Source organism: Bradyrhizobium elkanii WSM2783 (genome assembly GCF_000472865.1).
Lineage (GTDB): Bacteria > Pseudomonadota > Alphaproteobacteria > Rhizobiales > Xanthobacteraceae > Bradyrhizobium > Bradyrhizobium elkanii_A.
Map to the genome: position 1 here is coordinate 1 of NZ_AXAP01000011.1, position 26,774 is coordinate 26,774.

25 protein-coding genes, 1 pseudogene and 1 riboswitch are annotated in these 26,774 nt (G+C 63.5%); of the genes and pseudogenes, 12 read left to right on the forward strand and 14 right to left on the reverse strand.

Features of this window, described 5'->3' with window-relative positions:
- The 3 genes from YY7_RS0112250 to YY7_RS0112260 all read right to left on the reverse strand — a co-directional run.
- A partial coding sequence (locus tag YY7_RS0112250) for a class I SAM-dependent methyltransferase (protein WP_196237258.1) occupies window positions 1-648 on the reverse strand: 648 nt, incomplete at its 3' end.
- Window positions 649-690: 42 nt separating this feature from the next.
- A complete protein-coding gene (locus tag YY7_RS0112255) occupies window positions 691-1,707 on the reverse strand; it encodes an AraC family transcriptional regulator (RefSeq protein WP_028163497.1) in 1,017 nt (338 codons plus the stop codon).
- Between the two features lie 8 nt (window positions 1,708-1,715).
- The gene (locus YY7_RS0112260) at window positions 1,716-2,546 is read right to left on the reverse strand and encodes an oxidoreductase (protein ID WP_028163498.1); all 831 of its coding nucleotides are present in this window, start codon (window positions 2,544-2,546) and stop codon (window positions 1,716-1,718) included.
- A gap of 513 nt (window positions 2,547-3,059) precedes the next feature.
- Between YY7_RS0112260 and YY7_RS51450 the strand changes: the two genes are divergently transcribed.
- Complete coding sequence (locus tag YY7_RS51450; RefSeq protein WP_433994497.1) at window positions 3,060-3,839, forward strand: L,D-transpeptidase; 780 nt, start codon at window positions 3,060-3,062, stop codon at window positions 3,837-3,839.
- 314 nt (window positions 3,840-4,153) lie between these two features.
- Window positions 4,154-5,344: a dipeptidase gene (locus YY7_RS0112270; protein ID WP_035689974.1), complete on the forward strand. Its 1,191-nt coding sequence runs from the start codon at window positions 4,154-4,156 to the stop codon at window positions 5,342-5,344.
- 41 nt (window positions 5,345-5,385) lie between these two features.
- Here the strand turns inward: YY7_RS0112270 and YY7_RS0112275 are convergent.
- Both YY7_RS0112275 and YY7_RS51455 read right to left on the reverse strand, forming a co-directional pair.
- Window positions 5,386-5,753: pseudogene (locus tag YY7_RS0112275) on the reverse strand (cyclic nucleotide-binding domain-containing protein); the annotation flags it as partial.
- Between the two features lie 140 nt (window positions 5,754-5,893).
- Window positions 5,894-6,826 (reverse strand): LysR family transcriptional regulator, encoded by a 933-nt coding sequence (locus tag YY7_RS51455; RefSeq protein WP_035689976.1) that lies wholly within the window; start codon window positions 6,824-6,826, stop codon window positions 5,894-5,896.
- A gap of 120 nt (window positions 6,827-6,946) precedes the next feature.
- On the opposite strand from YY7_RS51455, the gene YY7_RS0112285 reads away from it, so the two are divergent.
- Both YY7_RS0112285 and YY7_RS0112290 read left to right on the forward strand, forming a co-directional pair.
- Window positions 6,947-7,627, forward strand: a complete 681-nt coding sequence (locus tag YY7_RS0112285) for a hypothetical protein (protein WP_028163501.1) — start codon at window positions 6,947-6,949, stop codon at window positions 7,625-7,627.
- Between the two features lie 32 nt (window positions 7,628-7,659).
- Window positions 7,660-8,235, forward strand: coding sequence for a beta-propeller fold lactonase family protein (locus tag YY7_RS0112290; protein ID WP_196237260.1), 576 nt, complete (start codon window positions 7,660-7,662; stop codon window positions 8,233-8,235).
- A 43-nt stretch (window positions 8,236-8,278) separates the two neighbouring features.
- On the opposite strand, the gene YY7_RS0112295 is transcribed toward YY7_RS0112290, so the two are convergent.
- Together YY7_RS0112295 and alaS are read right to left on the reverse strand one after the other, a co-directional pair.
- Window positions 8,279-9,523, reverse strand: a complete 1,245-nt coding sequence (locus tag YY7_RS0112295) for a cyclic nucleotide-gated ion channel (protein ID WP_028163503.1) — start codon at window positions 9,521-9,523, stop codon at window positions 8,279-8,281.
- Window positions 9,524-9,529: 6 nt separating this feature from the next.
- The gene (alaS, locus tag YY7_RS0112300; protein WP_028163504.1) at window positions 9,530-12,202 is read right to left on the reverse strand and encodes an alanine--tRNA ligase; all 2,673 of its coding nucleotides are present in this window, start codon (window positions 12,200-12,202) and stop codon (window positions 9,530-9,532) included.
- A 203-nt stretch (window positions 12,203-12,405) separates the two neighbouring features.
- A riboswitch (glycine riboswitch) is annotated at window positions 12,406-12,495 on the forward strand.
- Between the two features lie 134 nt (window positions 12,496-12,629).
- Here alaS and gcvT point away from each other — a divergent pair.
- Genes gcvT through gcvP form a run of 3 tightly spaced genes read left to right on the forward strand, consistent with a single transcriptional unit; the run spans window position 12,630 to window position 17,036 of the window.
- Entirely contained in the window at window positions 12,630-13,775 is a 1,146-nt protein-coding gene (gene gcvT / locus YY7_RS0112305; RefSeq protein WP_028163505.1) for a glycine cleavage system aminomethyltransferase GcvT, read from the forward strand.
- Between the two features lie 12 nt (window positions 13,776-13,787).
- Window positions 13,788-14,153, forward strand: coding sequence for a glycine cleavage system protein GcvH (gene gcvH, locus YY7_RS0112310; RefSeq protein ID WP_028163506.1), 366 nt, complete (start codon window positions 13,788-13,790; stop codon window positions 14,151-14,153).
- Between the two features lie 9 nt (window positions 14,154-14,162).
- Window positions 14,163-17,036, forward strand: coding sequence for an aminomethyl-transferring glycine dehydrogenase (gene gcvP, locus YY7_RS0112315; RefSeq protein WP_028163507.1), 2,874 nt, complete (start codon window positions 14,163-14,165; stop codon window positions 17,034-17,036).
- Between the two features lie 155 nt (window positions 17,037-17,191).
- Here gcvP and YY7_RS0112320 read toward each other — a convergent pair whose 3' ends face one another.
- Together YY7_RS0112320 and recA are read right to left on the reverse strand one after the other, a co-directional pair.
- A complete protein-coding gene (locus tag YY7_RS0112320) occupies window positions 17,192-18,193 on the reverse strand; it encodes a hypothetical protein (RefSeq protein ID WP_028163508.1) in 1,002 nt (333 codons plus the stop codon).
- A gap of 107 nt (window positions 18,194-18,300) precedes the next feature.
- A complete protein-coding gene (recA, locus tag YY7_RS0112325) occupies window positions 18,301-19,389 on the reverse strand; it encodes a recombinase RecA (RefSeq protein WP_028163509.1) in 1,089 nt (362 codons plus the stop codon).
- A gap of 258 nt (window positions 19,390-19,647) precedes the next feature.
- Here recA and YY7_RS60255 point away from each other — a divergent pair, with 258 nt between their 5' ends.
- The 4 genes from YY7_RS60255 (at window position 19,648) to YY7_RS0112345 (ending at window position 21,453) form a co-directional block, all read left to right on the forward strand.
- Entirely contained in the window at window positions 19,648-19,827 is a 180-nt protein-coding gene (locus YY7_RS60255) for a hypothetical protein (RefSeq protein WP_130228479.1), read from the forward strand.
- A gap of 129 nt (window positions 19,828-19,956) precedes the next feature.
- Window positions 19,957-20,124: a hypothetical protein gene (locus YY7_RS61845; RefSeq protein ID WP_196237261.1), complete on the forward strand. Its 168-nt coding sequence runs from the start codon at window positions 19,957-19,959 to the stop codon at window positions 20,122-20,124.
- A gap of 755 nt (window positions 20,125-20,879) precedes the next feature.
- Window positions 20,880-21,089, forward strand: a complete 210-nt coding sequence (locus YY7_RS0112340; RefSeq protein ID WP_028163511.1) for a hypothetical protein — start codon at window positions 20,880-20,882, stop codon at window positions 21,087-21,089.
- Between the two features lie 130 nt (window positions 21,090-21,219).
- Window positions 21,220-21,453 (forward strand): DUF6894 family protein, encoded by a 234-nt coding sequence (locus tag YY7_RS0112345; protein ID WP_028163512.1) that lies wholly within the window; start codon window positions 21,220-21,222, stop codon window positions 21,451-21,453.
- A 47-nt stretch (window positions 21,454-21,500) separates the two neighbouring features.
- Here the strand turns inward: YY7_RS0112345 and YY7_RS51460 are convergent, their stop codons facing one another.
- The 3 genes from YY7_RS51460 to YY7_RS0112360 form a co-directional block, all read right to left on the reverse strand.
- The gene (locus tag YY7_RS51460) at window positions 21,501-21,833 is read right to left on the reverse strand and encodes a PilZ domain-containing protein (RefSeq protein WP_035689979.1); all 333 of its coding nucleotides are present in this window, start codon (window positions 21,831-21,833) and stop codon (window positions 21,501-21,503) included.
- A 125-nt stretch (window positions 21,834-21,958) separates the two neighbouring features.
- Window positions 21,959-22,189, reverse strand: coding sequence for a hypothetical protein (locus YY7_RS0112355; RefSeq protein ID WP_028163513.1), 231 nt, complete (start codon window positions 22,187-22,189; stop codon window positions 21,959-21,961).
- An 80-nt stretch (window positions 22,190-22,269) separates the two neighbouring features.
- The gene (locus tag YY7_RS0112360) at window positions 22,270-22,548 is read right to left on the reverse strand and encodes a hypothetical protein (RefSeq protein ID WP_028163514.1); all 279 of its coding nucleotides are present in this window, start codon (window positions 22,546-22,548) and stop codon (window positions 22,270-22,272) included.
- A gap of 192 nt (window positions 22,549-22,740) precedes the next feature.
- Between YY7_RS0112360 and YY7_RS0112365 the strand changes: the two genes are divergently transcribed.
- Window positions 22,741-23,202, forward strand: coding sequence for a PaaI family thioesterase (locus YY7_RS0112365; protein WP_028163515.1), 462 nt, complete (start codon window positions 22,741-22,743; stop codon window positions 23,200-23,202).
- Between the two features lie 14 nt (window positions 23,203-23,216).
- On the opposite strand, the gene YY7_RS0112370 is transcribed toward YY7_RS0112365, so the two are convergent.
- Both YY7_RS0112370 and YY7_RS0112375 read right to left on the reverse strand, forming a co-directional pair.
- Window positions 23,217-25,232, reverse strand: coding sequence for a pyrroloquinoline quinone-dependent dehydrogenase (locus YY7_RS0112370; protein ID WP_035689981.1), 2,016 nt, complete (start codon window positions 25,230-25,232; stop codon window positions 23,217-23,219).
- A 67-nt stretch (window positions 25,233-25,299) separates the two neighbouring features.
- Complete coding sequence (locus tag YY7_RS0112375; protein ID WP_028163517.1) at window positions 25,300-26,760, reverse strand: caspase family protein; 1,461 nt, start codon at window positions 26,758-26,760, stop codon at window positions 25,300-25,302.
- Window positions 26,761-26,774: the final 14 nt, after the last annotated feature.

Below are 26,774 nucleotides of genomic sequence, written 5' to 3' on the forward strand. Positions count from 1 at the left end.
GCGCGGCCCATACGTGAACTGATAGAAGGTGCCGTCATCGCGCATGTGGCGGAAGGCGCCGCTGAGAATTGCGATCACCTTGCGCGGCGACATCGGCAGGAGCGGAAGTCCGCTGACCACCGCGGCGGCGGGGGCCATGAAGGGCTCGTATTGCGAAAGCTGACGCGCATCCATCCACAGCACCCGCGCCCTCGGGAAGCGCTCTTGCAGCAAACGGACGAAGTCCGAGCCGTATTCGACCAGCAACAAGTCGCGTTCCGGAACGCCGCGCCGGATCAGCGCATTGGTGAAGGTGCCCGTCCCTGGTCCCAGCTCGATGACTGGCCCGGCGCCGGGGACGATCTCTTGCGTCATCAGACGAGCCAGCGTCTGGCCCGACGGGGCGATCGCAGAGACTTGCCTCGGATTTGCAACGAAGGCGCGGATGAACTCAAAGAAGTCCAAAACGGCAGCGGAACGCAAGGAGACGCTCCTCTCTGGTAGTGAGTAAAATTGTCCGACACGAGTTTCCGGATTTTCTGGACGGTGCTGTCGAGCTCTTCGTATCGCTGGAGCAGCCAACCGGCAGTGGCGAACCACGCCAATGGACTTGCAGTAACCGCCAAAGAAGATGCAGGGGTGGACCAGGCCGAAATCGAGGAGCTGCATGCAGCGGCCGCCTCAACGTTCAATGCATCCGGATTCCGTTGCCTAGTGAAGTTTGTTGCCGTGCAGCTCCCGCCAGCGGCTTGGCGTCACGCCTTCCCAATATCGGAAGGCTCGATAGAACGAACTCGCATCCTGATAGCCCAGGAGGCACGCGACTTCGTCAATTTCGGCCGACGGGTCGGACAGAAGCTGCCGCCCGAGCTCTTGGCGCGCTTCGACCAGAAGATCGCGGAAGCTTGTGCCCTCTTCGGTGATGCGGCGCTGAAGGGTGCGCTCGCTCAGGCCTAGATCACGCGCGACGTCGGACAGCTCCGGCCGTCCGCTCGCAAGGCTGCGCTTGAGCACGACCTTGACCTGCTCCTTGATGGAGCTGCGCGCCTGCAGCTCTCCGAGTGCGGAGGCCAGCGCCGGCGTGAGCATCTCGAGCAGCGCCTGATTGTATCCGGGAAACGGACGATCGAGATCGGTCGGTTTCAGGATGAGCGCGTTGCGCGCCGCGCCGAAGCGGATGGGGCATTCGAAATATTTCTGGTAGACGTCACTCTTCGGACGAGGGCGGACGAACTCGACGCGTTTCGGCGCCAAGTGCTGCCCGGTGCCACGACGCCCGAGTTCGACCAAGGACGCGAAAGTCACGTCCGTCGAAATCGCGGGCTCCGGCTCGCTTGCGTGAGGCCATTCGGCCGTGACGGTACATTCGCCCTTGCTTTCCGCGACACTCAATTGCTCCGGCGAGCAGAGCCGCTTGAAACGCGCGATGCGAAGCAGCCCGTCGCGGTAATCCTTCGCGTAGAACGCGACGAGGCTCGAGGGGGGATGCACCGCCGTGTCGGTCCGCTGCACCAGCTCGATTCCGAGCCCGGGCTCTGGCTTCAGCTCCTCGAGGGCCTTCCAGAGAGCAAAGAACTGATCCGTGGTGACATGCCCCTGCCCGTTCAGGTGCAAGGTCGCCGGCAGGCGCGCCTGCCGCAGCAGAGCGGGCGGCGGCACGCCGATGCGCTCGACCGTCTGCCAGAAGGCCTGTGGCACCTTGCATCTGTCTGCGGCCGCTCCACTCATGGCTGGTCCTACCGCATCTGGCTCATGATCACGCGATCGAACATGCGGTCGCCGAACCATTCGCGGATCTTGATCATCGGCTGGGCGTATTTGCCGGCAACGTAGCGCGTGCGCGGCTTGCTCTCCCTTACGGCCTTGGACACGACATCGGCGATCACGCCCGGATCGGTGCCGCGGCCCTGGCCGTACGCATCGCGGGTCGACTTCGCGACCGCCTGGGTCAGCTTGGCGTAGGGACCTGCACCCGAGCGCTTGAGCAGCCCATTGGCGACCACGTCGCCGAACCCCGTCTCGATCAGGCCGGGCTCGACCACGACGACCTTGATGCCGAAGGCGGCGAGCTCGAGCCGGAGGCAATCCGACCAGCCTTCGAGCGCATGCTTGGTGGCGTGGTACCAGGCGCCCAGCAGAGTATAGATCTTGCCGCCCATCGAGGTGATGTTGATGATGGTGCCGGCGCGCTTCTCCCTCATCTTCGGCAGCAGAAGCTGCGTCAGTCGGGCGGCACCGAACAGATTGACCTCGAACTGATATCGCGCCTCCTCGATGCTGACATCCTCGACGGGACCATACAGGCCGAAGCCGGCGTTGTTGACGAGCACATCGACACCGTTCACCTCGCTGAGAATGGTGTCGACCGCCGCCTTGATTTCGGCCCCCTTTGAGATGTCCATGCGCAACGCCCTGGCCCCGAGCTCGACCAGGTCATCCATCTTGTCGATGTGGCGCGCGGCGACGTACACCTGGAAGCCGTCATTGATCAGGCGTTTGGCGATTTCCTTGCCCATGCCCGAGGACGCCCCGGTCACAAGTGCTGTCTTCTTGCGTCTATCACTCATCTCAACCTCACAGTGTTCGGCCAACCCTACGGCCTTCAGGCGCCGCGACACTGACGAAGTCCGCCAAAAGACTTGCACATTGCGCCAACCGACGCCAGCGAAGCCAAACGGAGGGTTAACGGGAAAGGACGGGCGGCCCCGGAACGCGCGGCTGTCGACGCGTACCGGCCGGCTTTACGAATGCTGCTGCAGGCGAAGACGGCGGATCCCAGCGACGGCAAGGATCACTAGAGCGTGTTCGAGCGAAGTGGAGACCGGTTCGCGTGAAGAAAACGCGTCTAGACTAGCTAAATATCAAGCGGTACTCCCAATATTTACGTTGCCGAAGAAGAGTTCGGCGTTAACCACCGCTCACGGTTCCAGACTGAGCGAAATCGCTTCGAAGTTTCTTAAATTTTGCTGGGTACCTCTTCCGGACATGGTGATCTGGGGAAAAATATGAGTAAGCGGGCCAAACGTGGATAGGTAGAGACGGTCGCTCTACCGGGGGTCGCGAGAGTTACAGTTGGCGCCGTGGCCGCCGCCGCATTGGGGTACAGCTTGCTGTTTCGCCCGACGACCGTGCAGCCGATACGGAAGCCGTCCGCGCACCAAGCCCTTGCGTCGTCAACTCCGGTTTACGTGTCAACTCCAGTTCATGCATCAGCTCCGGCTCCGATTTCGGTCCCGGCGACTCAGGTCGAACCACCAAAAGCCGCTGACGGTCCCGGAGCATTTGTTCGGCAGGTGATCGACTACGCCAGCCACCAGCCGCCGGGCACCGTGATCATCGATACCCAAAACACATTCCTGTATTTCGTTCTGAATGATACGCAAGCGATGCGCTACGGCATCGGTGTTGGCCGCGAAGGCTTCACATGGTCCGGTGAGCAGACTGTGGCCCGTAAGACGGAATGGCCGGATTGGCGTCCGCCGGCAGAGATGATTTCGCGTCAGCCCTATCTGCCGCGGTTCATGGCAGGCGGTCCCGGCAACCCGCTCGGCGCTCGGGCGATGTATCTGGGCGAGACCGAATATAGAATTCACGGCACCAACAGGCCCGAGACGATCGGGAAGCGGGTTTCGTCGGGCTGTATCTGGCTGAGCAATGATGACGTCGTGAACCTTTATGAGCGGGTGAAAGTCGGAGCAAAAGTGATCGTGCTTCCCGCAACCGCTGCCCGTCGACCATCCCAGGGAGCACCGCCCGACGCCGCTTTCCGATCGCCGGACCCGGCATCGCCATCGAACCGGCCCTCGGCAACTAGCGCGCAGATGCCGTCATCTGGACCGAAGATCGCCGAGGTCCAGTAACTCAGTCCTCCGTCCTCGGTCTGTAACTGAGGACCAAGGAGGCAATTCAGATCGTCGCTTTTAAGTCCTCTGGCCCAGAGCGACACGCTCGGTCTAGCGCCTTGATGTCGGCAATGAGGGGTAAACCGGACGCGCTTTGACCAAACCGAACCGACGCGACCGACCCGCAGCGGACATAAGCACTCGATAGCTGAAAGCAGCTCCGCATGGCTGTGACATTTGCGTCACGTCTTCGGTGCTTAGGTCAATTTGCTCGGCCGCACTTTTGGACAGATGACTTGGCTTGTCTTATTTTGGCGAGGGGGGTGCACGCCATGACCGTGAAGAGAATCATTGCAGGCTGCTTGCTAGCAGCCGTGGCTTGTCTGGTGTTTTTCCCAGTTCGTTACGTTCTGGTCAAGCCAAGCAAGCTTGACCGGGCATACAATAAAGTCGTGCCGGTCCAATACAACATCACGGTGCAGGCGAAAGACATACAAGCTACGCTCAATGTTGCGGACATGCATGCGGACAGCCTTCTATGGAAACGCGATTTGCTCGAAAAGTCGGACATTGGTCATGTCGACCTGCCGCGATTAATCGAGGGACACTATGCGCTACAGGTGTTTTCGTCGGTAACGAAATCTCCTAAAGGTCAAAACTACGAGTCAAACAGCGCCGACAGCTTCGATACCCAGACATTGACAAGCATACTCTTCGTGCAGCCAATGCGAACGTGGGGTTCGGAGCTTGAACGATCTTTATGGCATGCGGAAAAGCTCCGAAGCTTTGCCAGCAGGTCAGATGGAAAATTGAGGATCATCCGCACCCCACAGGACATCGAGCGCTTGATTCTTGATAGGCAGGGCGGCAGTTCAATTGTGGGCGGCATGCTCTCTGTTGAGGGCTTGCACAATCTTGAAGGCAAGCTCGGAAACCTTGACGTTCTTTATGCTGCTGGCTTTCGAATGGCTGGCCTTACTCACTTCTTTGACAACGAAGTTGCGGGCTCAATGCATGGGGTCAACAAGGGCGGCCTCACTCCATTTGGAAGGAAGGTCGTCGGTCGCATGGAGGCTTTAGGGATGGTGGTAGATGTCGCCCACGCAAGCCATGCGACAGTTGCCGACGTGCTTGCGCTAGCGACTCGCCCAGTCGTGTCTAGCCACGGCGGTATCCAGGCGATTTGTAAAGCCAATCGCAATCTCAGCGACGATGAAATACGAGGGATTGCCAAAACTGGAGGCATGATCGGCATAGGATTCTGGGAAGGTGCGATCTGCTCAACGAAGCCAACGGATGTGGCTCGCTCCATAGCCTACGTTCGCGATCTCGTTGGTATCGACCACGTAGGTCTGGGCTCGGACTTTGACGGGGCGACCACCACCGCATTTGACGCAAGTCAAATCGCGGGCGTAACTCAGGCCTTGCTCGACGTGGGCCTATCGGCCGATGACATCCAAAAAGTCATGGGCGAAAACCTGCTGCGCGTGCTTCGCGAAGCGTTGGTAGCTAAAAATCCATGATCTGTACTGCCCAGCCGTATGCTCTGCGGGCATGAATCAATTCATGACTGCACGGCCTGTTCGTCGTTTCCGCCACTGGTCTCGGCCGGCTCCGCCTGTGCGATCTCGGCCGCGGCGATATCGCCCTTGCTGACTTCCCCGGTGTCGGCGATCCGCGCCTCTGCCGTTTCCTTCACATGCGCGGCCAGTGCCGGCAGGCGTTCGATCAAAGCGTGAAAGTCCTGGGCGTCGAGCGCGAGCAGCCTGGTCTTGCGTGTCGCCGTCACGGTGCCGGAGCGGCTGGTGCGCTTGAGCAGCACGATCTCGCCAAAAAGGTGCCGTCGGACAGCCTGACCCGCTGGCTCGGCAGTTCGATCTCCACCTCGCCTGCGGTGATGAAATACATCGAGGACGCGACGTCGCCGCGGCGGAATGAGGCGCAAGGGGCTTTTGGAAGAAAAACGAGCAAGAAACTCGCGAGGCCGTCAGTCTGCTGCTGGCCCGAATGCGAAGTCTGCGCTTTGATGTCTCAGGTTGCGCGTTCCGCTCCATCCGGGCTACGGCAAGGCTCTAGGAGCGGGTATGCTTCGCTTCTGCGCCTTGCAGCCCATCATTCGCCGTGAAGATCACGTTCCTGAGCCAGACATGCGCCGGGTCGTTGTCGTTGCGTCGATGCCACAGCAGCGTTTGGCGAAACTCGGGATAGTCAACAGGCGGCGTAAAACTGCGGACTCCTTGCCAAGCGAAACTGCGCACGATGCGCTCGGACAAAGTTGCGATCATGTCGGTTTCGGCAATCAGTTCAGGAACCGCGAGATGGTAGGGCACGCTCAACGCGACCTGCCGCTTCAACCCTCGTTCATCCAGAAGCCGATCGATCGCTCCCTTGAGATCGCCGACATGTGTGATCAGAACGTGTGGGTACTTCAGAAACATATCCAAGGTCAGCTTTCTCTTGATTTCGGGATGGCGCGCCGACACCAACGATACGTAGCGCTCCGGAAACAACGCTGCGCGCTTGATCGTCGCGGGCGCATCCGGAATGAGGGTCAGCGCGAGGTCAATCTCGCCGCGCTCAAGCCCGTTGACCACCTCCCTTCGATCCAGCGCCCGCACAACGAGTGCCATGCGGGGGGCTTGGGCGCGCAGCATCCCCATCACGCCGGGGAGGAGCGTCGCGGTCACGTTGTCGGTGGTCGCGATCCGAAAAATTCGCGTGGAGCGTACGGCATCAAATCGGCTGTAGCCCCCAAAGGCGTCTTCAATCTGCCGCAGCGCCGAGCGGATGGAATCGGCCAGATCGAGCGCGCGCTCCGTGGGCCTGACGCCATCGCCGCTACGGAGGAAGAGGTCATCGCGAAACAGAGAGCGCAGCCGCGCGAGGCGCTTGCTCATCGCCGGCTGGCTGAGACCGATGCGCCTGGCGGCCTCACTGACGCTGCCCTCGCTCAGCAAGGCATCGAATGCGACCAGCAGGTTCAGGTCGACTGCCGAGAGTTTCATGCACGCCACCTAGCTATATTTCCATGAAGAATATCTATATGTGATATATTCATTTGACGCATATCATGGCGCTGCGCAAATTTCCTTCACGCGTACGCAATAACGCAGAAGGAACTGTCCATGCGTCTGGCATCTCTGTGTCTCGCAGTCGCTGCGTCCGCCTGGTCGCTGCCTGTCTGCGCGCAATCACAGCCGTCGTTTCTTGCCGTGCTCGCCGACGCCGACATGGTCCCTACCGTCTATGAAACCGGCGAGCTGGGACCGGCCGATCCGAACCATCGCGACACACTTGCCATTATCGGCCTGCCGCTCGCCGCAGGAGCGCGTCCGACCATGATTGAAGTGTCGAATTCGGTTTATGGACCGCCAGGTGGGCTCGCATTGAGCCGTGACGCGCGCTTCGCTTTCGTCGCCGAGATACTGCGTCCACGGCCCGCGGGCGCGACGAAGCTGAGTGAAATGCTAGCGGGCAGCGTGATCCGCTCCGTAGACTTGCGGAGGGAACGCGGGCCAGCGATCATCGATATTGTCGATGTCGGTACACAGCCGCAAGCCATCGCGCTCAATCCGTCCGGCGACCTGATCGTCGCGATGACCACCGACGTCGATCGGGAGTTGAGCTTCGTGCCAGTGCGGGATGGCCGCTTCGGTCAGGTGAAGCGCGTCGGCCTCGGTCTGCCTCCATCCAGCGGCCTCATTCCACTGAGATCAACCTGGGTCGAATGGCACCCAAGCGGCACCTGGTCGACCGGGCACAGGTCGCATTTTACGAGGTCGTCAGAGGTCCGGATGGATCGATAGACGAGGTGCGGCCCTGGGGAAATCGGGTGCAGGTGAACAAGTTTCCCTTCATCGGACGGTTCTCGCCTGACGGTCGCTTCTATGTGACGTCGGATCTGCAGTGGGGCATCGACACCAAGGGCTTTTACGGCGTGCGGGAGGGCATCCTGACCACGGTGCGGACGGCGGAAATCGGCACAACCGGGGATGCGGCGCGGCACACCGTGCCACATATCGCCCTTGGCAGCTGGGGCTCTGAGACGATGACGTTCAGTTCCGATGGCCGCTTTCTGGTGACCTCGAACTTGCGTGGGACCGGTAAGCCTGCAGGTGATCCTGACCGTACTGACGAAGCCTCCATCAGCCTCTATGAGCAGGATCCTGAAACCGGCCGTCTCGCACACCGCGGCGAATGGACGTTTGACGCGGTCTTGCCACAGGGCCTCGCCTTCGATCCGTCCGGCCAGTTGCTCTACGTCGGCGTCAATCGCTATCTGGGCGAGGTGGACGCCGGGCTTGGCGGAGCAGTCGAGGTCTGGCGCATAATCGTTGACGAGAAGCCCCGACTGGAGCGCACCAGCGAACGGATACGTCTTCCGGCCGGCGTCCATACGATCGTGGCGCGATGAGGTGCCTGCAGCGCACCTGCTCCGAAGAGGTTCGGCGGCTTGGCTATTCCCGGTTTCCGCCGCCGGTCTCGGCCGGCTCCGCCTGCGCGATCTCGGCCTCGGCGATATCCCCTTTGCTGACCTCCACCGTGTCGGCAATCCGCGCCTCCGCGGTCTCCTTCACATGCGCGGCCAGCGCCGGCAGGCGTTCGATCAAAGCGTGAAAGTCCTGCGCGTCGAGCGCCAGCAGCCTCGTCTTGCGCATCGCTGTCACAGTGCCGGAGCGGCTGGTGCGCTTGAGCAATGCGATCTCGCCGAAGAATGTGCCGTCGGACAGCCTGACCCGCTGGCTCGGCAATTCGATCTCCACCTCGCCTGCGGTGATGAAATACATCGAGGACGCGACGTCGCCGCGGCGGACCAGCACTTCGCCCTGTTCGATGGTCTGCGCACGGAGCAGCCGCATGATGTCGGCGATCTCGGCGGCGCCGAGGTGGGAGAACAGCGGCACCCGCGCCAGCATGCCCCAGGTGACGACGAAATCGCGCCGGCGCACCTCGTCAGCAAAGGCGGTCGAGATGATCGCGACCGGCAGCGCGATCATGGCAAATCCGAACACGATCGCGAACACCGTGACGATCTTGCCGAGCGGCGTCACCGGAATCACGTCGCCATAGCCGACGGTGCCGAGCGTCACCATCGCCCACCACATCGCCTGCGGGATGGTGCCGAACTTGTCCGGCTGGACCTTGTGCTCGATCGCGTAGAGCAGCGAAGCGAACAGCAGCACTGCGCCTGCGAGGATCACGAGGCAGCCGACCAGCGTGCGCCGCTCGGCGTGCAGTGCCGCCAGCAGCGAGCGCATCGCCGGCGAATAGCGCACCAGCTTCAAGAACGGCAGCATGCCGAACATCACCACCGCGGTCTTGTCGCCCAGCATCAGCGCGATCGCCGACGGCACGAACGCGATGAGGTCGATGATGCCGAAGCTCGAGAACACATATTCGAGCCGCGCCCGCACGGCCGTCGTTGCGTGCAGGGAGTGACCGGCCACGCTCCAGATCCGCACCGCATATTCCAGCGCGAACACGATGACCGCGGCGACCTCGATGGTCGTGAACAGCGTCCCGAACGAGGCGTCGAACTCCGGCACCGACGCCAGGATCGCCGCCAGCACATCGATGGCGATGATCAGGACCAGCAGCCCGACCAGGCGCGCGCCGGGCGTATAAGGCAGATGATCGTGTTCGAGCAGCTCGTAGAGCCGGTCCCGCAACTCAGGGGCACCGGTCTCGCGCTTGCCCCGCATGGTCGCTTACACGCCGGCCAAAGCTTGCTCGATCGCGGATAGCGCCGCATTGGCCTTGGCGCCGTCAGGTCCTCCGGCCTGCGCCATGTCGGGCCGGCCGCCGCCGCCCTTGCCGCCGAGCGCCTCCGATCCCTTGCGCACCAGTTCGACCGCGTTGAAACGCGAGGTGAGATCGGCGGTGACGCCGACCACGATGCCGGCCTTGCCGTCCTCGGTGACACCGACGATCGCGACTACGCCGGAGCCGATCTGTTTCTTGCCGTCGTCGACCAGGCTCTTGAGGTCCTTGGTCTCGACGCCCTCGACCGCGCGCGCCAGCAGCTTGACGTTGCCAACCTCGCGCACGCCGGCGTCCCCGCCGTTCGAGGCGGCGCCGCCGCCCATCGCAAGCTTCTTGCGCGCATCCGACAGATCGCGCTCGAGCTTCTTGCGCTCTTCCATCAACGAGGCGATGCGCGCCGGCACGTCCTCGACCGAAGTGCGCAGCTCCTGCGCCGCGGTCTTCGCCAGCGCGATGGTGTCGTTGGCATGCTTGCGGGCGTAGCTACCTGTCAGCGCCTCGATGCGGCGGACGCCAGAGGCGACCGCGCTCTCGCTGGTCACCGAGATCAGGCCGATGTCGCCGGTGCGTCGCACATGGGTGCCGCCGCACAATTCCACGGACCAGCCAAACGCGTTCTGGCCCTGCTCGCGCGGGCCCTTGCCCATCGAGACCACCCGGACCTCGTCGCCATACTTCTCGCCGAACAGAGCGCGGGCGCCGGCTTCGCGGGCGTCATCGACCGCCATGACGCGGGTGGTGACCTCGTCATTCTCGAGCACCACGTCATTGGCGATGTCCTCGACCCGGGCGAGTTCCTCCGCCGTGATCGGCTTCGGGTGCACGAAGTCGAAGCGCAGCCGGTCCGGCGCCACCAGCGAACCGCGCTGGGCGATGTGGTCGCCGAGCACCTGCCGCAACGCCTCATGCAAGAGGTGCGTCGCGGAGTGGTTGCGCCGGATCGCCGAACGCCTGCCGTGATCGACGTCGAGCTGCAGCGCGGTGCCGGCCTTCAGCGTGCCCTGCTCCACCTGGCCGATGTGGACGAAGAGATCGCCGGCCTTCTTTTGGGTGTCGGTGACGCGGAAGGTGACGCCCTCGCCGGTGAGCAGGCCGGTGTCGCCGACCTGGCCGCCGGACTCCGCATAGAACGGCGTCTGATTCAGGACCACCGCGCCGCTCTCGCCGGCCTTCAGGCCGTCGACCTCGGCGCCGTCCTTCACCAGTGCCGCGACCACGCCCTCGGCACGCTCGGTCTCGTAGCCCAAGAATTCGGTCGCGCCGAGCTTCTCGCGCAGCGGGAACCAGATGCTCTCGGTCGCAGCCTCGCCGCTTCCGGCCCAGGCCGCACGCGCCTTCTCGCGCTGGCGCTCCATCGCGTCGGTGAAGGAGGCCTGATCGACGCTGATGCCGCGCGACTTCAACGCGTCCTGGGTCAGGTCGAGCGGGAAACCATAGGTGTCGTAGAGCGTGAACGCAGTATCGCCATCGAACATGTCGCCCTTTTTCAGGCCGGCGCTCTTCTCATCGAGAATGGCAAGACCGCGCTCCAAGGTCTTGCGGAAGCGGGTCTCTTCCAGCCGCAGTGTCTCTTCAATCAGTTTCTCAGCGCGCACCAGTTCCGGATAGGCCTGCCCCATCTCGCGCACCAGCGCCCACACCAGGCGATGCATCAATGGCTCGCGCGCGCCGAGGAGCTGCGCATGGCGCATCGCGCGGCGCATGATACGGCGCAGCACGTAACCGCGGCCTTCATTGGAGGGCAGCACGCCGTCGGAGATCAGGAACGAGGACGCGCGCAGGTGATCGGCGATCACGCGCAGCGAGGCCTTCTGCTCGCCTTTGGGATCGGCGCCGGTGAGATCGGCGATGGCGCGGATCAGCGAGACGAACAGGTCGATGTCATAATTGTCGTGGACGCCCTGCAGCACGGCGGCGACGCGCTCCAGCCCCGCGCCGGTGTCGATCGAGGGTTTCGGCAGCGGATTGCGCACGCCGCCCTCGAGCTGCTCGAACTGCATGAACACGAGATTCCAGATCTCGATGAAGCGGTCGCCGTCCTGCTCCGCCGAGCCGGGCGGGCCCCCCCATACCTTGTCGCCATGGTCGTAGAAGATTTCCGAGCACGGACCGCACGGGCCGGTATCGCCCATCTGCCAGAAATTGTCGGAGCCGGCGATGCGGATGATGCGCGATTCCGGCAGGCCGGCGATCTTCTTCCAGAGATTGAAGGCCTCGTCGTCGTCGATATAGACGGTCGCCGTCAGCTTGTCCTTCGGGAGCCCGAATTCCTTGGTGACCAGGTTCCAGGCCAGTTCGATCGCGCGATCCTTGAAGTAATCGCCGAACGAGAAGTTGCCGAGCATCTCGAAGAAGGTGTGATGGCGCGCGGTGTAGCCGACATTGTCGAGGTCATTGTGCTTGCCCCCGGCGCGCACGCATTTCTGCGAGGTGGTCGCGCGCTGATAGGGGCGCTTCTCGACGCCGGTGAAGACGTTCTTGAACTGCACCATGCCGGCATTGGTGAACATCAAGGTCGGGTCATTGCGCGGAACCAGCGGCGACGACGGCACGATCTCGTGGCCGTTCTTCGCGAAGAAATTCAGAAAGGTCGACCTGATGTCGTTGACGCTGCTCATAGCCATCCAACCGGAAAAGGGGCCCGGAATCCGCCACAAAAGGGTTAATCTTCCGGCCGAACGCTTTTAGACAAGGCGCACGGCGGTGTCCAGAAACTGTGCAAGCACATCATAGGCTTGCCGCGATCGCGTAAACCGGCCGTTGATAGTTGCCGCAGCCGCGTTGACAGCCTTGGCCGCGTCGTGTTTCCCTCTTATCTAGTATCAGTCACGTCGGGAGAGACCGGCCTTGAGCCGGCGCCGAAGGAGCAACCGCCCCGGAAACTCTCAGGCAAAAGGACCGCGTGACCACTGACATCTGGAAAGAGGCGCGTGAGGCTTCAGGCCGGGCGCGCCCGCCGACGGGATAATACTCTCAGGCAAAGCGACAGATGGGGCTTTTGGGTTTCCAGGGGATGGTCCCCAGGGGAACCGCGAGGGCCCTGCAATGCTTGCGCGAGACGAATCCGACCTCAAACGCACTCCGCTTTATGCGCTGCACCTCGCCCGCGGAGGCAAGATGGTGCCGTTCGCGGGCTACGAGATGCCCGTGCAGTATCCCGCCGGGGTGCTGAAGGAGCACCTTCATACGCGCGCCGCCGCCGGGGTGTTCGACGTCTCCCATATGGGCCAGCTCGCGCTGCGGCCGAAATCCGGCAAGGTTTCCGACGCAGCTTTGGCGCTGGAGCGGCTGGTGCCGCAGGACATCCTCGGCGTCGCGCCGGGACGCCAGCGCTATGCCCAGTTCACCAACGCCGACGGCGGCATCCTCGACGACCTCATGGTCGCGAATTTCGGCGATCACCTGTTCCTGGTGGTGAATGCGGCCTGCAAGACCGAGGACGAGGCGCATCTCCGGCGACATTTGTCCGATACCTGCGATATCGATTCGCTGTCGGGCCGCGCGCTGATTGCGCTGCAGGGGCCCAGGGCCGAATCGGCGCTGGCGAAAATTTGTGCAGACGCGCCGTCGATGAAGTTCATGGACGCCGGCCCGCGCCGCGTCGCTGAGTTCGACTGCTTCGTCTCCCGCTCCGGTTACACCGGCGAGGACGGGTTTGAAATCTCCGTTCCCGCGGAGCATGCCGAAGCGCTGGTGACCCAACTCCTGGATAATCCGGATGTGCTGCCGATCGGGCTCGGCGCGCGCGATAGCCTCCGGCTGGAGGCCGGGCTCTGCCTCTACGGCCACGACATCGACACCACGACCACGCCGGTCGAAGCCGCGCTGGAATGGTCGATCCAGAAGAGCCGCCGCAAGGGCGGCGCCCACGCCGGCGGCTTTCCGGGCGCGGACAAGATCCTCGACCAGTTCGAGCATGGCGCCCCGCGTCGCCGCGTCGGCTTGAAGGCGCAGGGACGCGCGCCGGTGCGCGAGGGTGCGCCGCTGTTTGCTGATAGCACCTCGACCGAGGCGATCGGCAAGGTGACGTCGGGCGGCTTTGGCCCCAGCCTCAATGCACCGGTCGCGATCGGCTACCTGCCCACCCCGCTCTCCGCCATCGGCACCAATGTTTTTGCGGAGGTGCGCGGCCAGCGCCTGCCGCTTGCGGTCGCCGCCACGCCTTTCGTTCCCAACACCTATAAACGCTAGAGGACACTTTTCATGACGACGCTCTACACGTCCGACCACGAATGGCTCAGCATCGAGGGCGATGTCGCTACGATCGGGATCACCGATTACGCGCAGCAACAGCTCGGCGACGTCGTGTTCGTCGAGCTGCCGAAGGTCGGACGCGCGCTAAAGAAGGCGGAAGCCGCCGCCGTCGTCGAATCCGTGAAAGCGGCCTCCGACGTGTACGCGCCGATCTCGGGCGAAGTGCTCGAGGTCAATGATGCGCTCGCCGCCGAGCCGGCGCTGGTCAATTCGGATGCCGCAGGCAAGGCCTGGTTCTTCAAGCTGAAGATCGCCGACAAGGGCGAACTCGGCGGCCTGATGGACGAAGCCGCCTACAAAGCCCACACCGCCTGAGAGGTTGCCATGAACGCGCCGTTCAAACCGACCAGTGAAGCCGCGGCCACCTTCGTGCGCCGCCACATCGGCCCCTCGCCGCGCGACGTCGACGCGATGCTGCAGACCGTCGGCGCCACCAGCCTTGCCGCGCTGATGGGCGAGACGCTGCCCTCATCAATCCGGCAGAAGGCCCCGCTCGATCTCGGCCGCGCGCTGAGCGAGACCGAGGCGCTGGCCCACATGACCGAGCTGGCCGCGCAGAACCAAGTGTTCACCTCGCTGATCGGCCAAGGCTATTCCGGCACGATCCTGCCGGCGGTGATCCAGCGCAACATCCTGGAAAATCCGGCCTGGTACACGGCCTACACGCCCTATCAGCCCGAGATCAGCCAGGGCCGGCTGGAAGCGCTGTTCAACTTCCAGACCATGATCTGCGACCTCACCGGGCTCGACGTTGCCAACGCCTCGCTGCTCGACGAGGCAACCGCTGCGGCCGAAGCGATGGCCCTTGCCGAGCGACACTCGCAGGTGAAGGCGCAGGCATTCTTCGTCGACCACGAAGTCCATCCGCAGACGCTTGCGGTGCTGCGCACCCGCGCCGAGCCGCTGGGCTGGAGCCTGATCGTCGGCGACCCCCTCACCGATCTCGACAAGGCCGACGTGCTCGGCGCCCTCCTGCAGTATCCGGGCACATCAGGCGCGGTGCGCGACCTGCGGCCCGTGATCGCAGCGCTGCGTGCCAAGGGCGCGCTCGCGATCGTCGCCGCCGATCTTTTGGCGCTGACGCTGCTGGCGTCGCCGGGCGAGCTCGGCGCCGACATCGCGATCGGCTCGGCGCAGCGCTTCGGCGTGCCGATGGGCTATGGCGGCCCGCATGCCGCCTACATGGCGGTGCGCGATGCGTTGAAGCGCTCGCTGCCCGGCCGCATCGTCGGTCTGTCAGTGGATTCGCGCGGGATGCCCGCCTATCGGCTGGCGCTGCAGACCCGCGAGCAGCATATCCGCCGCGAGAAGGCGACCTCCAACATCTGCACTGCACAGGTGCTGCTCGCCGTGATCGCCTCGATGTACGCGGTCTATCACGGCCCCGAGGGCCTCACTCATATCGCGCGCAACGTGCATCGCCGCGCCGCGGTGCTGGCGGCTGGATTGCGCAAGCTCGGCTTTGCGCCGACGCGCGAAGCATTCTTCGACACGCTGGCCGTCGAGGTTGGCGCGAAGCAAAGCGAGATCGTCGCTCGTGCGCGCACGGAGAAGATCAATCTGCGGATCGGCGACAGCACGCTCGGCATCGCCGTTGACGAGACCACGACGCCCGAAATCATCGAGGCGGTATGGCGCGCATTCGGCGGTACGCTTGCCTATGCCGACATCGAGACGGGCGCGCGTGAGGCGCTGCCGACGGAATTGAAGCGCACCACCGCGTTCCTGACCCATCCCGTGTTCCACGCGCATCGCTCCGAGACCGAGCTGCTCCGCTACATGCGCAAGCTGAGCGATCGCGACCTCGCGCTCGATCGCGCGATGATCCCGCTCGGCTCCTGCACGATGAAGCTGAACGCGACCACGGAGATGGTGCCGCTGACCTGGCCGGCGTTCGGCAGCCTGCATCCGTTCGCGCCGGCAGATCAGGCCAAGGGCTATCACGCGCTGTTTACGCGATTGGAAAAATGGCTGTGCGACATCACCGGCTATGCCGCGGTGTCGCTGCAGCCGAATTCCGGGGCGCAAGGCGAATATGCCGGCCTGCTCGCGATCCGCGGCTATCATGCCGCGCGCGGCGAGGCGCATCGTAGGATTTGCCTGATCCCCTCCTCCGCCCACGGCACCAATCCGGCATCCGCCGCGATGGCCGGCATGGACGTCGTGGTGGTCGCCTGCGATGCGCGCGGCGACGTCGATGTCAACGATCTCCGCGCCAAGGCGGAGAAGCATTCGGCAAATCTCGCAGCCGTGATGATCACCTATCCGTCGACGCATGGCGTGTTCGAGGAGCACATCAGCGAGATCTGCGATATCGTGCATGCCCATGGCGGACAGGTCTATCTCGACGGCGCCAATTTGAACGCGCAGGTCGGGCTGGCGCGGCCCGGCAATTACGGCGCCGACGTCAGCCATCTCAACCTGCACAAGACGTTCTGCATTCCGCATGGCGGCGGCGGCCCCGGCATGGGCCCGATCGGCGTGCGGGCGCATCTGGCGCCTTATCTGCCCGGCCATCCCGCAACGGACGGCGGCACGCCGCACCCGGTCGGGCCGGTGTCGGCCGCGCCGTTCGGCTCAGCGTCGATCCTGACCATCTCCTACATCTACATCCTGATGATGGGCGGCGAAGGCCTGACGCGCGCCACCGAGATCGCGATCCTCAATGCCAATTACATCGCGGCACGCCTGCAGGCGCATTTCCCGGTGCTGTACCGCAACGCCAAGGGCCGCGTCGCGCATGAATGCATCGTCGATCCGCGGCCGCTGAAGACCTCGGCGGGCGTCACCGTCGACGACATTGCAAAACGCCTGATCGATTACGGCTTCCACGCGCCGACCATGAGCTTCCCGGTGCCGGGCACGCTGATGATCGAGCCGACGGAATCGGAATCCAAGGCCGAGATCGATCGTTTTTGTGATGCCATGATCGCGATCCGCCAGGAGATCGCCGAGATCGAGAGCGGCCGCTTCAAGGTCGAAGCCTCACCGCTCCGGAACGCGCCGCACACCGTGCACGATATCGCCGACGACGAATGGAATCGCGCCTATAGCCGCACTGAGGGCTGCTTCCCCGACGGCGTCTCTCGATCAGACAAATATTGGAGCCCGGTCGGCCGCGTCGACAATGTCTACGGCGACCGCAACCTAGTGTGCTCCTGCCCGCCGGTGAGCGATTACGCGCAGGCTGCGGAGTGAGGTCACGCCGTCATTCCGGGGCGCGCAATGGCGCGGCCCCGGAACCTCGAAATCGTAGAGTTGTAGGATGGGTAGAGCGCAGCGAAACCCATCGCGCCCGTCCGCTTGGCGGCAATGATGGGTTTCGCTGCGCTCTGCCCATCCTACGGAGCATTTCAAGGAGCGACCAAGGCGCGGTTCAAGGAGTCCCAACGCCACAATCGGTCGTTGGTCAGCTCGGTGCCGCCCCACCAGCGATGAATCGGGTTATGCCGCGTGAAGTCGTCGGCTTGCGCGAGGACCGCCTTTCCAAGCTCGGTCAGCGAAAGCCTGCTTTGCTTGTACCGCGCATGACGGTCGGCTTGTTCGTGCATTTCGATGGTGAAAGGTCCTTCGTCGAGCCCGGACACCGCAGGCGATGGACAACGAGCTAGACCATCCAGCAACGCCCCAATCTCCCAATAGACGAATGTGCGGCGTTCGTTTGGTTTCTCGTGCCCAGGAAACAGGTCGTGCGGATGTACGTGGCCGGCCGAAATCAGCTCCAACATGCGCATTTCCGTCGCGCCAAGCCCGGAGCCGCGGTTCGGAAGCTCTTCAAGCAGCGTAACAACGGTGCCCTGCAGTCGCGGAAGCACACTCAAATTGTGCTCCAACAGGTCGAACCAGACTGCCGGCGTCGGCGCGCGATAGGCGGCCCAAGCGGTGCTGGCTATCTCCAGGTGATCGTTGCGAATAGGGATTGCTCTCCGCTCGAGCCCGACCAATTCCGACGGTAGATGATTGCCGATAGCGGTATCCATCTGAACCAGGGCCAGCCTGGAAATGATATTCGAGTGCCGGCGCAAATGGTCCAGTAGCCAGATCAGTTGCAATTGTGAGTTCGGCTCCGGATCAATCCACAGCTCCACCGCATCAAAGCGCTCGCAGAATTCGGCCAGGCCAAGTCCATGCGCTCGCGCGCTTTCGGGATGCGTGCCGGCGAGACTGTCTAACCAGTGAGGAGCCGAAGCTCCCTGCCTGACCGAGCGCGCTGACAGCAATGTTTCAAGTTCGGTCGTCGACAGTAACGGTCCGCAGACGAAGCGCACGCCAAACGGGATCACACCATCGGCGAACCCTGCCCTCTTCAGGACCCCCACCGCGCTGTCACTTGAGGTCAGGATCAGGCGCTTCATGGCCCCCTCGGCAATCGCGCAAAAAACGAAACGGGCGCCGAAGACGTCGGCAACTCAACGTCCTCCGCGCCCGCTTCCCGCGAAGAAATCGGATATTTCGAAAAAACTTACTCTTCCGCCGGCTCCTCGCCGTCGGCGTCACGCTCGGGGGTGCCGGCGAGGATCTGCTCGGCAATCAGGCCGGAGTTCTGCCGGATCGCAAGCTCGATCTTGCTGGTGATATCAGGGTTGGAGCGGAGGAACGCCTTGGAGTTTTCGCGGCCCTGACCGAGCCGCTGGCTGTCATAGGAGAACCAGGCGCCGGACTTTTCGACGATGCCAGCCTTGACGCCGAGGTCGAGGATTTCGCCCATCTTGGAGACGCCTTCGCCATACATGATGTCGAACTCGACCTGCTTGAAGGGCGGCGCCAGCTTGTTCTTCACCACCTTCACGCGCGTGGTGTTTCCGACCACCTCGTCGCGCTCCTTGATCGCGCCGATGCGGCGGATGTCGAGACGGACGGAAGCGTAGAACTTCAGCGCGTTGCCGCCGGTCGTCGTCTCCGGCGAGCCGTACATCACGCCGATCTTCATGCGGATCTGGTTGATGAAGATCACCATGGTGTTAGACTTGTTGATGGAAGCGGTGAGCTTGCGCAGCGCCTGGCTCATCAGGCGCGCCTGCAGGCCGGGCAGCGCATCGCCCATCTCGCCTTCGAGCTCGGCCTTCGGCACCAGCGCCGCCACCGAATCGACCACCAGCACGTCGACCGCGCCCGAACGCACCAGCGTGTCGCAAATCTCCAGTGCCTGCTCGCCGGTATCGGGCTGCGAGATCAGGAGCTCGTCGATATTGACGCCGAGCTTGCGCGCATAGACCGGGTCGAGCGCGTGTTCCGCGTCGATGAAGGCACAGATGCCGCCCTTCTTCTGCGCTTCCGCCACCGTGTGCAGCGCCAGCGTGGTCTTGCCCGACGACTCCGGCCCGTAGATCTCGACGATACGTCCCTTCGGCAGGCCGCCGACGCCAAGCGCGATGTCGAGCCCAAGCGACCCCGATGATACCGTCTCGATATCCATCGAGCGGTCGCTCTTGCCGAGCTTCATCACCGAGCCCTTGCCGAACTGGCGCTCAATCTGGGACAGCGCAGCAGACAGAGCCTTGGACTTATCCATGGAGGATCCTTCGACAATACGCAGGGCAGTGGCGGACATTGGATGTGCTCCTTATGACGGGGATTCGCTAGCGGGACAAACGGGGCGCGATAAGAAATCGATGGTTTATTGCGTTGAAAATTCTGTACCACCTTTGTTCCATGTTCGCAATATGTTCTTTTTATCCCCAGCCACTTCGAACCAAACCTGCACCGTCCGAGTTGCCCGTCCATCATCGGCAGCGGATCCGCCCCGTAGGCGTCGGTGGCTGAGAGACCAATCGCGCTCCCGCCTGCATAAATCTGAGGGAGCCCGAAGATGATCGACTGGCGTACTCATATTTGCCGCCCGTCCCGCACACAGGACGATGTCATCGCTACACGGTCGCGCGAGATCGTGGCCCAGTCCTTCGAACTCCTCGAACAAAGTGCAAAGCCTGACACGTTCCTGGGACGTCAAACCTTTGAGCCGTTTCCGAGAGAGGGCGACAATCCGTAGTTCTCCGACCGAGAACGAAGTTCCTTTCGAGCTTAACGCAAGTTAGCGGGCGTCCGGGTTTCTTCCTTGCGAGGGAGCATCTCTTCCGTTCCGGAATTGTCTTTCAGACAGAGCAGAACGGGAAATGCCATGAGGAACACGCTGCAAGACCCGCGCTACTGGCGAGAGCGAGCGGAGGAAACCTGTAGCAAAGCAGAGTCGTTTGCGTACCGTAGCTCGCGCGAAAGGCTGCTTAAGATCGCCGAAGAATATGAGCGGCTGGCTGTCTACGCCGAGCAATGGCAGTTGCAACAATAAGGCCGCGCCATCCCGTCGAGATGGTTGGGAAGAACTAGCAGTCGTGAACTCGACTGCGATCGATCAGGCGCTCGCGCAAAGCTCGTCGTGTGCCTTGCGAAGGTTCCTCGAACACGCGCTCCAGATCGACGCTTGCGCGCAATGGCTTGCTCGCTGGCATCCGATCGCCGCCGACGGCAAGCAGTGGAGCGACAGCCCGCGCAGACCTGCAGTCCCATCGCCCAGCTACGATTGCTCCGCCCCAATGACAGCGATCGTCCGCGACTGAAACTCAATGTGGGCGAGCACCGGGTGTCCATGTACCGATCGAGCCCGCCGCGGGCGCCGTAGTTCTCCGGACAAGAACAAAGTTCCATCAAAATGTTCGCGATTTGGTGCATCTGCCCGAGAACGCACGAGTTTTCGAACGGGCCTGCTTGACGGTATCCCTCCACACCTGACGGATCGCCGCGGCTGCCACGTTTCCGAGATAGTTCCGTCACGCACAGCATGAAGCAGTCTGATCAAACGCGTCGGCAATGGCGCGTCCCAGCGGATCTACTAAACCCTGGGAAAAATATGCAACCCGCTGGAACGGTGGGATTCGATCGATGTTAACTTGCGTTAAACTCGGGGACGGCGATTGATAGGTTTGGGAATATCGGGACCGGCGATCGGATCCCGCAAGGCTGCGGCAACTGCCCTTCGGCAGACTGCAAGGTGGCGCAACCTTCGTTCGGCCTGGAATACCGCCGGGTGTGCGCGGAGCCTAAGAGATGATCCATAAGGGCGTCGAATATACCGTCACACTGGCCACCCCCGGTGTGTGGAAGTGGCAGTTTCAGATCGGCGATACAATCAAGACCGGCAAGACCGAGGCGAAGCTTCAGTTGCTCGCGATCAGACGGGTTCAGTTACGCATCGATCGCGAACTGAAGAAGGTCAGTCGCGAAGCGAGCAGCACCGCAGACTCATCATTGCGCTGACAGCACTACATTGCGCTAAGAGCACTACCGTAAATAACCGGGATTGATCTTTCCCCCGTCAGGACCTCCACTGAGCTTTTGCTCCCAGTGGGTTGCCGGTCGGCGGCCTTTGATGCGCCGGTGCCATCTTATGCCGCTCTATTTCTTTCGCATCCGAACCGCCGACGGCACCGGCATCTGCAATGACGGTGCGGAGTTCGCCGATCGCGACGCTGCGTGGAAGGAGATGACGCGTGTCTGCGCCGACATGATCGGCGGCGTGTCGCGTCATCTTCAGGAAAATGCGGAGTGGCAGATAGAGCTGCTGGACGAGGCCAGGAGCCCGGTCTTCCGGATCCGGCTGGTCGCGAAAACGCTGGACTAGCTGGAGCGTTTTTGAGCACCTGCGCAGGAAACGCGCCAAGACAAAATCTAGATCAACGCCGTCTGCGGCTTTGGGTCCGGCTCGTTTGGCCCTTGGCCCTGCCGCAGTTCCTTCGCGCTGACGAAGCGGGCGCCGACCAGTTCGCCCCGGCGCCAGATCAGCGCGCACACCCGCATCACCTCACCGCCGGCAGTGAACGAGAGCCCGAACACTTTTGGCACCGCCATCGCGCCGACCTCCAGGCACACGCCACTGTCGGACACGTCGTGCACGCGGCATTCGATCCACGGCGCATCGGGCGCCGGGATCAGGAATCCCGACTTTTGTATTTCCACCCGGACATGCTTGCGCTCACCGAGATCGTTGCGGTGTCTCGTCATTGCGTGATCCCCTCGTGAGCGGAGAATTACGGCGGAAAGCTTGAATCCCGCTTGTGCAAAACCGCTCACAATTTAGGGGAAACCAGGCAGGATCAGCCTACCGCCGAGACATCAAGTCAAGGCTCTCAATCGGCGCTGGCGAGACGACGCATCGTGAATTCGATCCGGTCGCCGGGCAATTCGCGCCAGCTTTCCACCGCGCTCATATAGGCGGCCTTCGGATACCGGTTGAGGAAGTCGCGCGCCTTCAGCCGAGCTTCGTCGCGCGGCAGGGTAAAGGTCTCGCGCAGAAAGCCGTCGCCCCGCTTTCGCCGGGCGGCCATTCGGCTCGCGAGATCACGCGGACGCAGGGCCATGTCGCAATTCCAAACCAGGTGACGACAGGCCAAATATAGGGCGAGCGGAGACCGAATCCGAGTCTCCGCGCGGGCCGGCGCTACTGCTGCGCGCTGCCGGTCTTGGTCTTCGGCTTGGCCGGGGTGGCGGCCTTGGGAGCATCGCTCCGAACGGTCCCCCACGGATCGGACGACGTCTTGGCGTCCGGAATCTTCTTCAGCGATTCCCTGTAGGCCTTGTCCCTGATCTGGTCCTGCTCGATCTCATCAGGCGTCTTCGACGGCCCGTCCGAAAGCAGATTGATATGGGGGGTCGATATTTGCGCGTAGGCCGGCGTTGCCAGCATCGCCACGACAGCGATGGCGCCCAGAATTTTCATGAAATGCTCCCTTGCTACTCCCCTGGGGATTGGCCTCGCGTATAGCATCGCCCAAGCCGCACCGCAAAGCAGGGCCTCGGGCGTGATCCGGCGCCAAAAGTCTGGCAATTTCAAGCCGGCCGCCCTGCTGTTCCCTTGCCCGAAATGCCCTCTAGAATACCGTCATCATCCAGGGAGAGGAACGAGCCCCCCATGCAGCAGGAAGAGGTCACGGAATTCGGCATTGATGATGCGCGGCGGGTGCTGGCCGAGGTCTTCGCCCCCTGGGTGCTCGATCTCAATCTCTCGATCGAGGGCTTTGATGCTGCGCCGCCGCAGGAGGCCGGCGCCGATTGGCAGCCTGGCGCGCTCTTGCGCATGCCGTTCTCCGAACGGCTGTGCCGCAACGGCGGCGTCGTCTGCGGTCAGGCACTGATGGCGTTCGCGGACACCTCGATGGTGATTGCCAACCTCGCCGCCAACCGCAGCTATCGGCCGATGACCACCGTCGACCAGACCACGCATTTCATGCGCGCGGTGAGCGCCGCCGACGTGCTGGCGGACGCCCGCGTCGTCCGCCTCGGCCGCACCATGAGTTTCGGCCGCGTCACGCTGCTCTCCGCCACCGACAACAAGCCGGTGGCGATGGTGTCGAGCGCGTTTGCAATGCTGTGACCGCACAGCATTGCTTAGCGAGCATCGCTCCGGCGACGCCAGCGCCACGTCCCAGCCGCCATGAGCGCAACAACGAGCCCCGCCGAAATCGCACCGCCAAGGAAGCGTCCGCCCGGCCGGTCGATCGTGCGCGACCACAGCGATGGCGCTTCGCCCTGCCGCGGCAAACGGAAAGCCACGACGCTGTCGCCGATCGTGGTGCCCGCTTCCGAATGGCCGCCGGCGCTGATCACGACATATTGCTCGCCCCTCCACAGATAGGTCATGGGATTGGCAACGCCGGGCACCGGCAGCCGGCCCTGCCACAACTCCCGGCCGGTTTTGGCATCGAACGCGCGCAGATAAGCATCCATCGCGCCGGTGAAGACGAGCCCGCCCGCGGTGACCACGACGCCATTCACCAGCGGCATGCCCCAGGGGCGTGCAATGCCGAGCGGCGCGCGATCCTCCGTCGTGCCGACCGTCGAACGCCAGAGAATCTTGCCGGCCCTGAGGTCAACCGCGACCATCTCGCCCCAGGGTGGCTTGTTGCACAGCAATCCGAGCGGCGACATCACCACTGCGCGCGACATCGCGAAAGGCGCGCCCTCCTGCCGGCCGAAATCATGGCCGGGCGGCGGATTGAAGCCAATCGCCTGCTCGCGCGGGATCAGCTTCACCAGATGCACGGCGCGGCTGACATTGGCGTAGAGGATCTGATGGAGCGGATCGAACGCGACGCCGCCCCAGTTCACGCCGCCGCCGGTGAATGGAAACAACAGCGTGCCTTGCGTCGATGGCGGCGTGTACAGGCCCTCGCTGCGGGCGCTTGCAAATTGCTCCTTGCAGGTGGAGCGGCCGAGCAGCGGAAACGGATCGAACGCGTCGTCGACCGAGATCTTCTGTGGCACCAGCGTCGGCACATGGGTCGGGAATGGCTGCGTCGGCGAAGGCCTCTCGCCCTCCGCCGCGCCTTGCGGCACCGCGCGCTCCTCGACCGGCCACACCGGCCTGCCGCTGTTACGGTCGAGCACGAAGAGGAAGCCCTGCTTGGTCGGCTGGATCACGACATCGCGCATCGCTTCGCTGACATCGATCCGCGCCAGCGTCGGCTGCGCCGGCAGGTCGTAGTCCCATAGATCGTGATGCACGGTCTGGAACGACCACACCTGTTCACCCGTCTCGATCCGCAGCGCGACGACCGAGTTGGCATGCTCGTTGTTGCCCGAACGCTTGCCGCCCCAGAAATCCGGGCTCGGCGACGTCGTCGGCAGGAACACCAGGCCGCGCGCTTCATCCACCGACATCGGCGCCCAGACATTGGCGTGGCCCGCCTCGATGCCGTCATGCCGCAGCGGATCGAAATTCCAGCGCGGCGCCCCGCTGCGCGCATCGAAGGCGCGCACCGCGCCGCGCGGCGCGTCGACGCGGCGGTTGTCGCCGATCGCAGAGCCGACCACGATCACGCCGCGGCCAACCACCGGCGGCGAGGTCACCTGAAATTCGCCCGGCCATTCCAGCGTCATGCCGATATCGAGCCTGACCTCGCCGGCATTGCCGAAACCGGTGCAACGAATCCCGCTCTTGGCATCGAGTGCGATCAGACGGGCATCGTTGGTGCCCATGAATATCCGCGATCGGCAAACGGCCCCCGCAGGCGCATTGTCGTCGACCCAATAGGCGACGCCGCGGCAGACATAGCGGTTGGCGGGACGCTGGTGGGTGCTGATACCGGGATCGTAGCGCCACTTCTGCGCGCCGCTCCCGGGATCTAGCGCGATCACCTCGTTGAACGGCGAGCAGAACACCAGGCTGTCTTCGACGAACAGCGGCGTCGCCTGGAATTTCGTCCGCCGCATCACCTCTGGCGCGCGGCGGTCGAGATCGCCGGTCCGGAATTCCCAGGCGCGGATCAGGTTGGCGACATTGTCAGGCGTGATCTCTTTGAGCGGCGAGAAGCGCGATCCGCCGCGATCGCCACCCCAATGCTCCCATGCAAGGGCCGGCGTCGCGACACACAACACGGCAAGCAGGCGGACGAGATGGCGCATGGCGTCCCGCTGAAGATGCGGTCGTGGACTGCTGCATCTTCCCCGGATGATTTACGCCATTACCTGGTCAGTATCCACTCCTGCGACCGCTCCAGCCATCGCCGCCGCGTCCGCCATAGCCACCATAGCCGCCGGGCCGCCCATAGCCACCGCCAACGCCGATCCCGATTCCGATCGAGACCGGCGGTCCGGCGGGTTCGTAGACGACGCGCGGCGGCGGACGGCGCACGACCACGACGTCCTCCTCCTCGACGAAGCGGCGCGGCGGCGTGCTGGCGCGCTTGGGCGGCGCCGGCTCAGCGCGCTTCCTGGCCGGCGTATCAACCCTCTTGATCGGCGCCGGTTGCGACGGCGCGTTGCAGGGACAGGTCAGCGCGGCGTTGGTCGCGGGCACGCTGACGGGCGCTGCGAGAGCCAGCGCCATGTTCGGGCGGTTGCGCTGCCGCTCCTCCAATTTGCGCGCGGTCGCGGTGAGATCGCTGTCCTGATATTGCGCGAGGAACGCGCGATAACCGGCCGCGGTGTTGATCAGGACGGCGTTGTTCCAGGCCACCATGCGGCGATGGCGATCGAGCCAATCACGCGCCTGCAGCCCGCGCGGCGTCGAGGCGTAGAGCGCAGCAAAGGCTTCATAGGCTTCGTCGGTGCCGTCGGCGACGATGATCTCATTGGCCGTGTCGACCGGCTTGCCTTGCAATTCGCGCTTCCATTGCTCGACCGTGCGCTTGGCCGATGCGAGTTTTGGCGCGGCAGCGTTGGTGCCGGCGGTATCAGCTACGAAGCGGAAATCCTCGGTCAACGACGAGCTGTCCCACGGCGTCTGACGGCCATCCGTCGCCTTGTTCACAGCGACACGAACGCGCTTGAGGGTTTCCTCGATCGGCGCCGGCTCTTTCGCTGCCGCGAGCAGCGCCGTCGTGTAGGGACTGTTGCTGCCGTCGCCATCTTCGGCTTCCGCACCGGGCGAGGTCGAGAACGACAGGAAGGTGCCGGGCGCGCCGGTCTTGGCGTCGACAATCGCAAGTCCCTGGCCGGCGCTCTTGAGCTGCGGGAATGGATTGTTGCGGCACGCATCGAGCAGAAGGATGCGCATCTTGCTCGGCACCGAATTCAGCGTGTTCAGGACATCATTGAGGCGCACCGCCTGGATCGGAATGTCGGCCTCGCGCTTCGGATCGACGTCGGTCGGAACGAGGAAATTCTCTCCATCGACCTGCAGGCCGTGTCCGGCGTAGAACACCAGCGCCACCGTGTCGGCGCCCTTCGCCGCGACCTCGCCGGCGAATTCGCTGACCTTGGCCCGCAATTCATTCTGCGAGAGGTCGGACGCCGATAGCACCTGGAAGCCCGAATCGGTGAGAAGTTGCGTCATCGCCTTGGCGTCATTGGCCGGGTTGGGCAGCACCGGCACTGATTTGTAGGCGGATTGTCCGATCACCAGCGCCAGCCGGTTCTCGGCCAAAGCGGGACAGGCGCCGAGCAGCACGGCAGCGGAAACAAGCAGTCTGGCGAGCGAGCGGCGCGACATCGAACGATCTCCGG

Bases quoted from the DNA above. Each gene is read 5' to 3' on its own strand.
- YY7_RS0112255 (WP_028163497.1), bottom strand. From the start codon at position 1,707: ATGAGTGGAGCGGCCGCAGACAGATGCAAGGTGCCACAGGCCTTCTGG.
- YY7_RS0112260 (WP_028163498.1), bottom strand. From the start codon at position 2,546: ATGAGTGATAGACGCAAGAAGACAGCACTTGTGACCGGGGCGTCCTCG.
- YY7_RS0112270 (WP_035689974.1), top strand. From the start codon at position 4,154: ATGACCGTGAAGAGAATCATTGCAGGCTGCTTGCTAGCAGCCGTGGCT.
- YY7_RS51455 (WP_035689976.1), bottom strand. From the start codon at position 6,826: ATGAAACTCTCGGCAGTCGACCTGAACCTGCTGGTCGCATTCGATGCC.
- YY7_RS0112285 (WP_028163501.1), top strand. From the start codon at position 6,947: ATGCGTCTGGCATCTCTGTGTCTCGCAGTCGCTGCGTCCGCCTGGTCG.
- YY7_RS0112295 (WP_028163503.1), bottom strand. From the start codon at position 9,523: ATGCGGGGCAAGCGCGAGACCGGTGCCCCTGAGTTGCGGGACCGGCTC.
- alaS (WP_028163504.1), bottom strand. From the start codon at position 12,202: ATGAGCAGCGTCAACGACATCAGGTCGACCTTTCTGAATTTCTTCGCG.
- gcvT (WP_028163505.1), top strand. From the start codon at position 12,630: ATGCTTGCGCGAGACGAATCCGACCTCAAACGCACTCCGCTTTATGCG.
- gcvH (WP_028163506.1), top strand. From the start codon at position 13,788: ATGACGACGCTCTACACGTCCGACCACGAATGGCTCAGCATCGAGGGC.
- gcvP (WP_028163507.1), top strand. From the start codon at position 14,163: ATGAACGCGCCGTTCAAACCGACCAGTGAAGCCGCGGCCACCTTCGTG.
- YY7_RS0112320 (WP_028163508.1), bottom strand. From the start codon at position 18,193: ATGAAGCGCCTGATCCTGACCTCAAGTGACAGCGCGGTGGGGGTCCTG.
- recA (WP_028163509.1), bottom strand. From the start codon at position 19,389: ATGTCCGCCACTGCCCTGCGTATTGTCGAAGGATCCTCCATGGATAAG.
- YY7_RS60255 (WP_130228479.1), top strand. From the start codon at position 19,648: ATGATCGACTGGCGTACTCATATTTGCCGCCCGTCCCGCACACAGGAC.
- YY7_RS61845 (WP_196237261.1), top strand. From the start codon at position 19,957: ATGAGGAACACGCTGCAAGACCCGCGCTACTGGCGAGAGCGAGCGGAG.
- YY7_RS0112340 (WP_028163511.1), top strand. From the start codon at position 20,880: ATGATCCATAAGGGCGTCGAATATACCGTCACACTGGCCACCCCCGGT.
- YY7_RS0112345 (WP_028163512.1), top strand. From the start codon at position 21,220: ATGCCGCTCTATTTCTTTCGCATCCGAACCGCCGACGGCACCGGCATC.
- YY7_RS51460 (WP_035689979.1), bottom strand. From the start codon at position 21,833: ATGACGAGACACCGCAACGATCTCGGTGAGCGCAAGCATGTCCGGGTG.
- YY7_RS0112355 (WP_028163513.1), bottom strand. From the start codon at position 22,189: ATGGCCCTGCGTCCGCGTGATCTCGCGAGCCGAATGGCCGCCCGGCGA.
- YY7_RS0112360 (WP_028163514.1), bottom strand. From the start codon at position 22,548: ATGAAAATTCTGGGCGCCATCGCTGTCGTGGCGATGCTGGCAACGCCG.
- YY7_RS0112365 (WP_028163515.1), top strand. From the start codon at position 22,741: ATGCAGCAGGAAGAGGTCACGGAATTCGGCATTGATGATGCGCGGCGG.
- YY7_RS0112370 (WP_035689981.1), bottom strand. From the start codon at position 25,232: ATGCGCCATCTCGTCCGCCTGCTTGCCGTGTTGTGTGTCGCGACGCCG.
- YY7_RS0112375 (WP_028163517.1), bottom strand. From the start codon at position 26,760: ATGTCGCGCCGCTCGCTCGCCAGACTGCTTGTTTCCGCTGCCGTGCTG.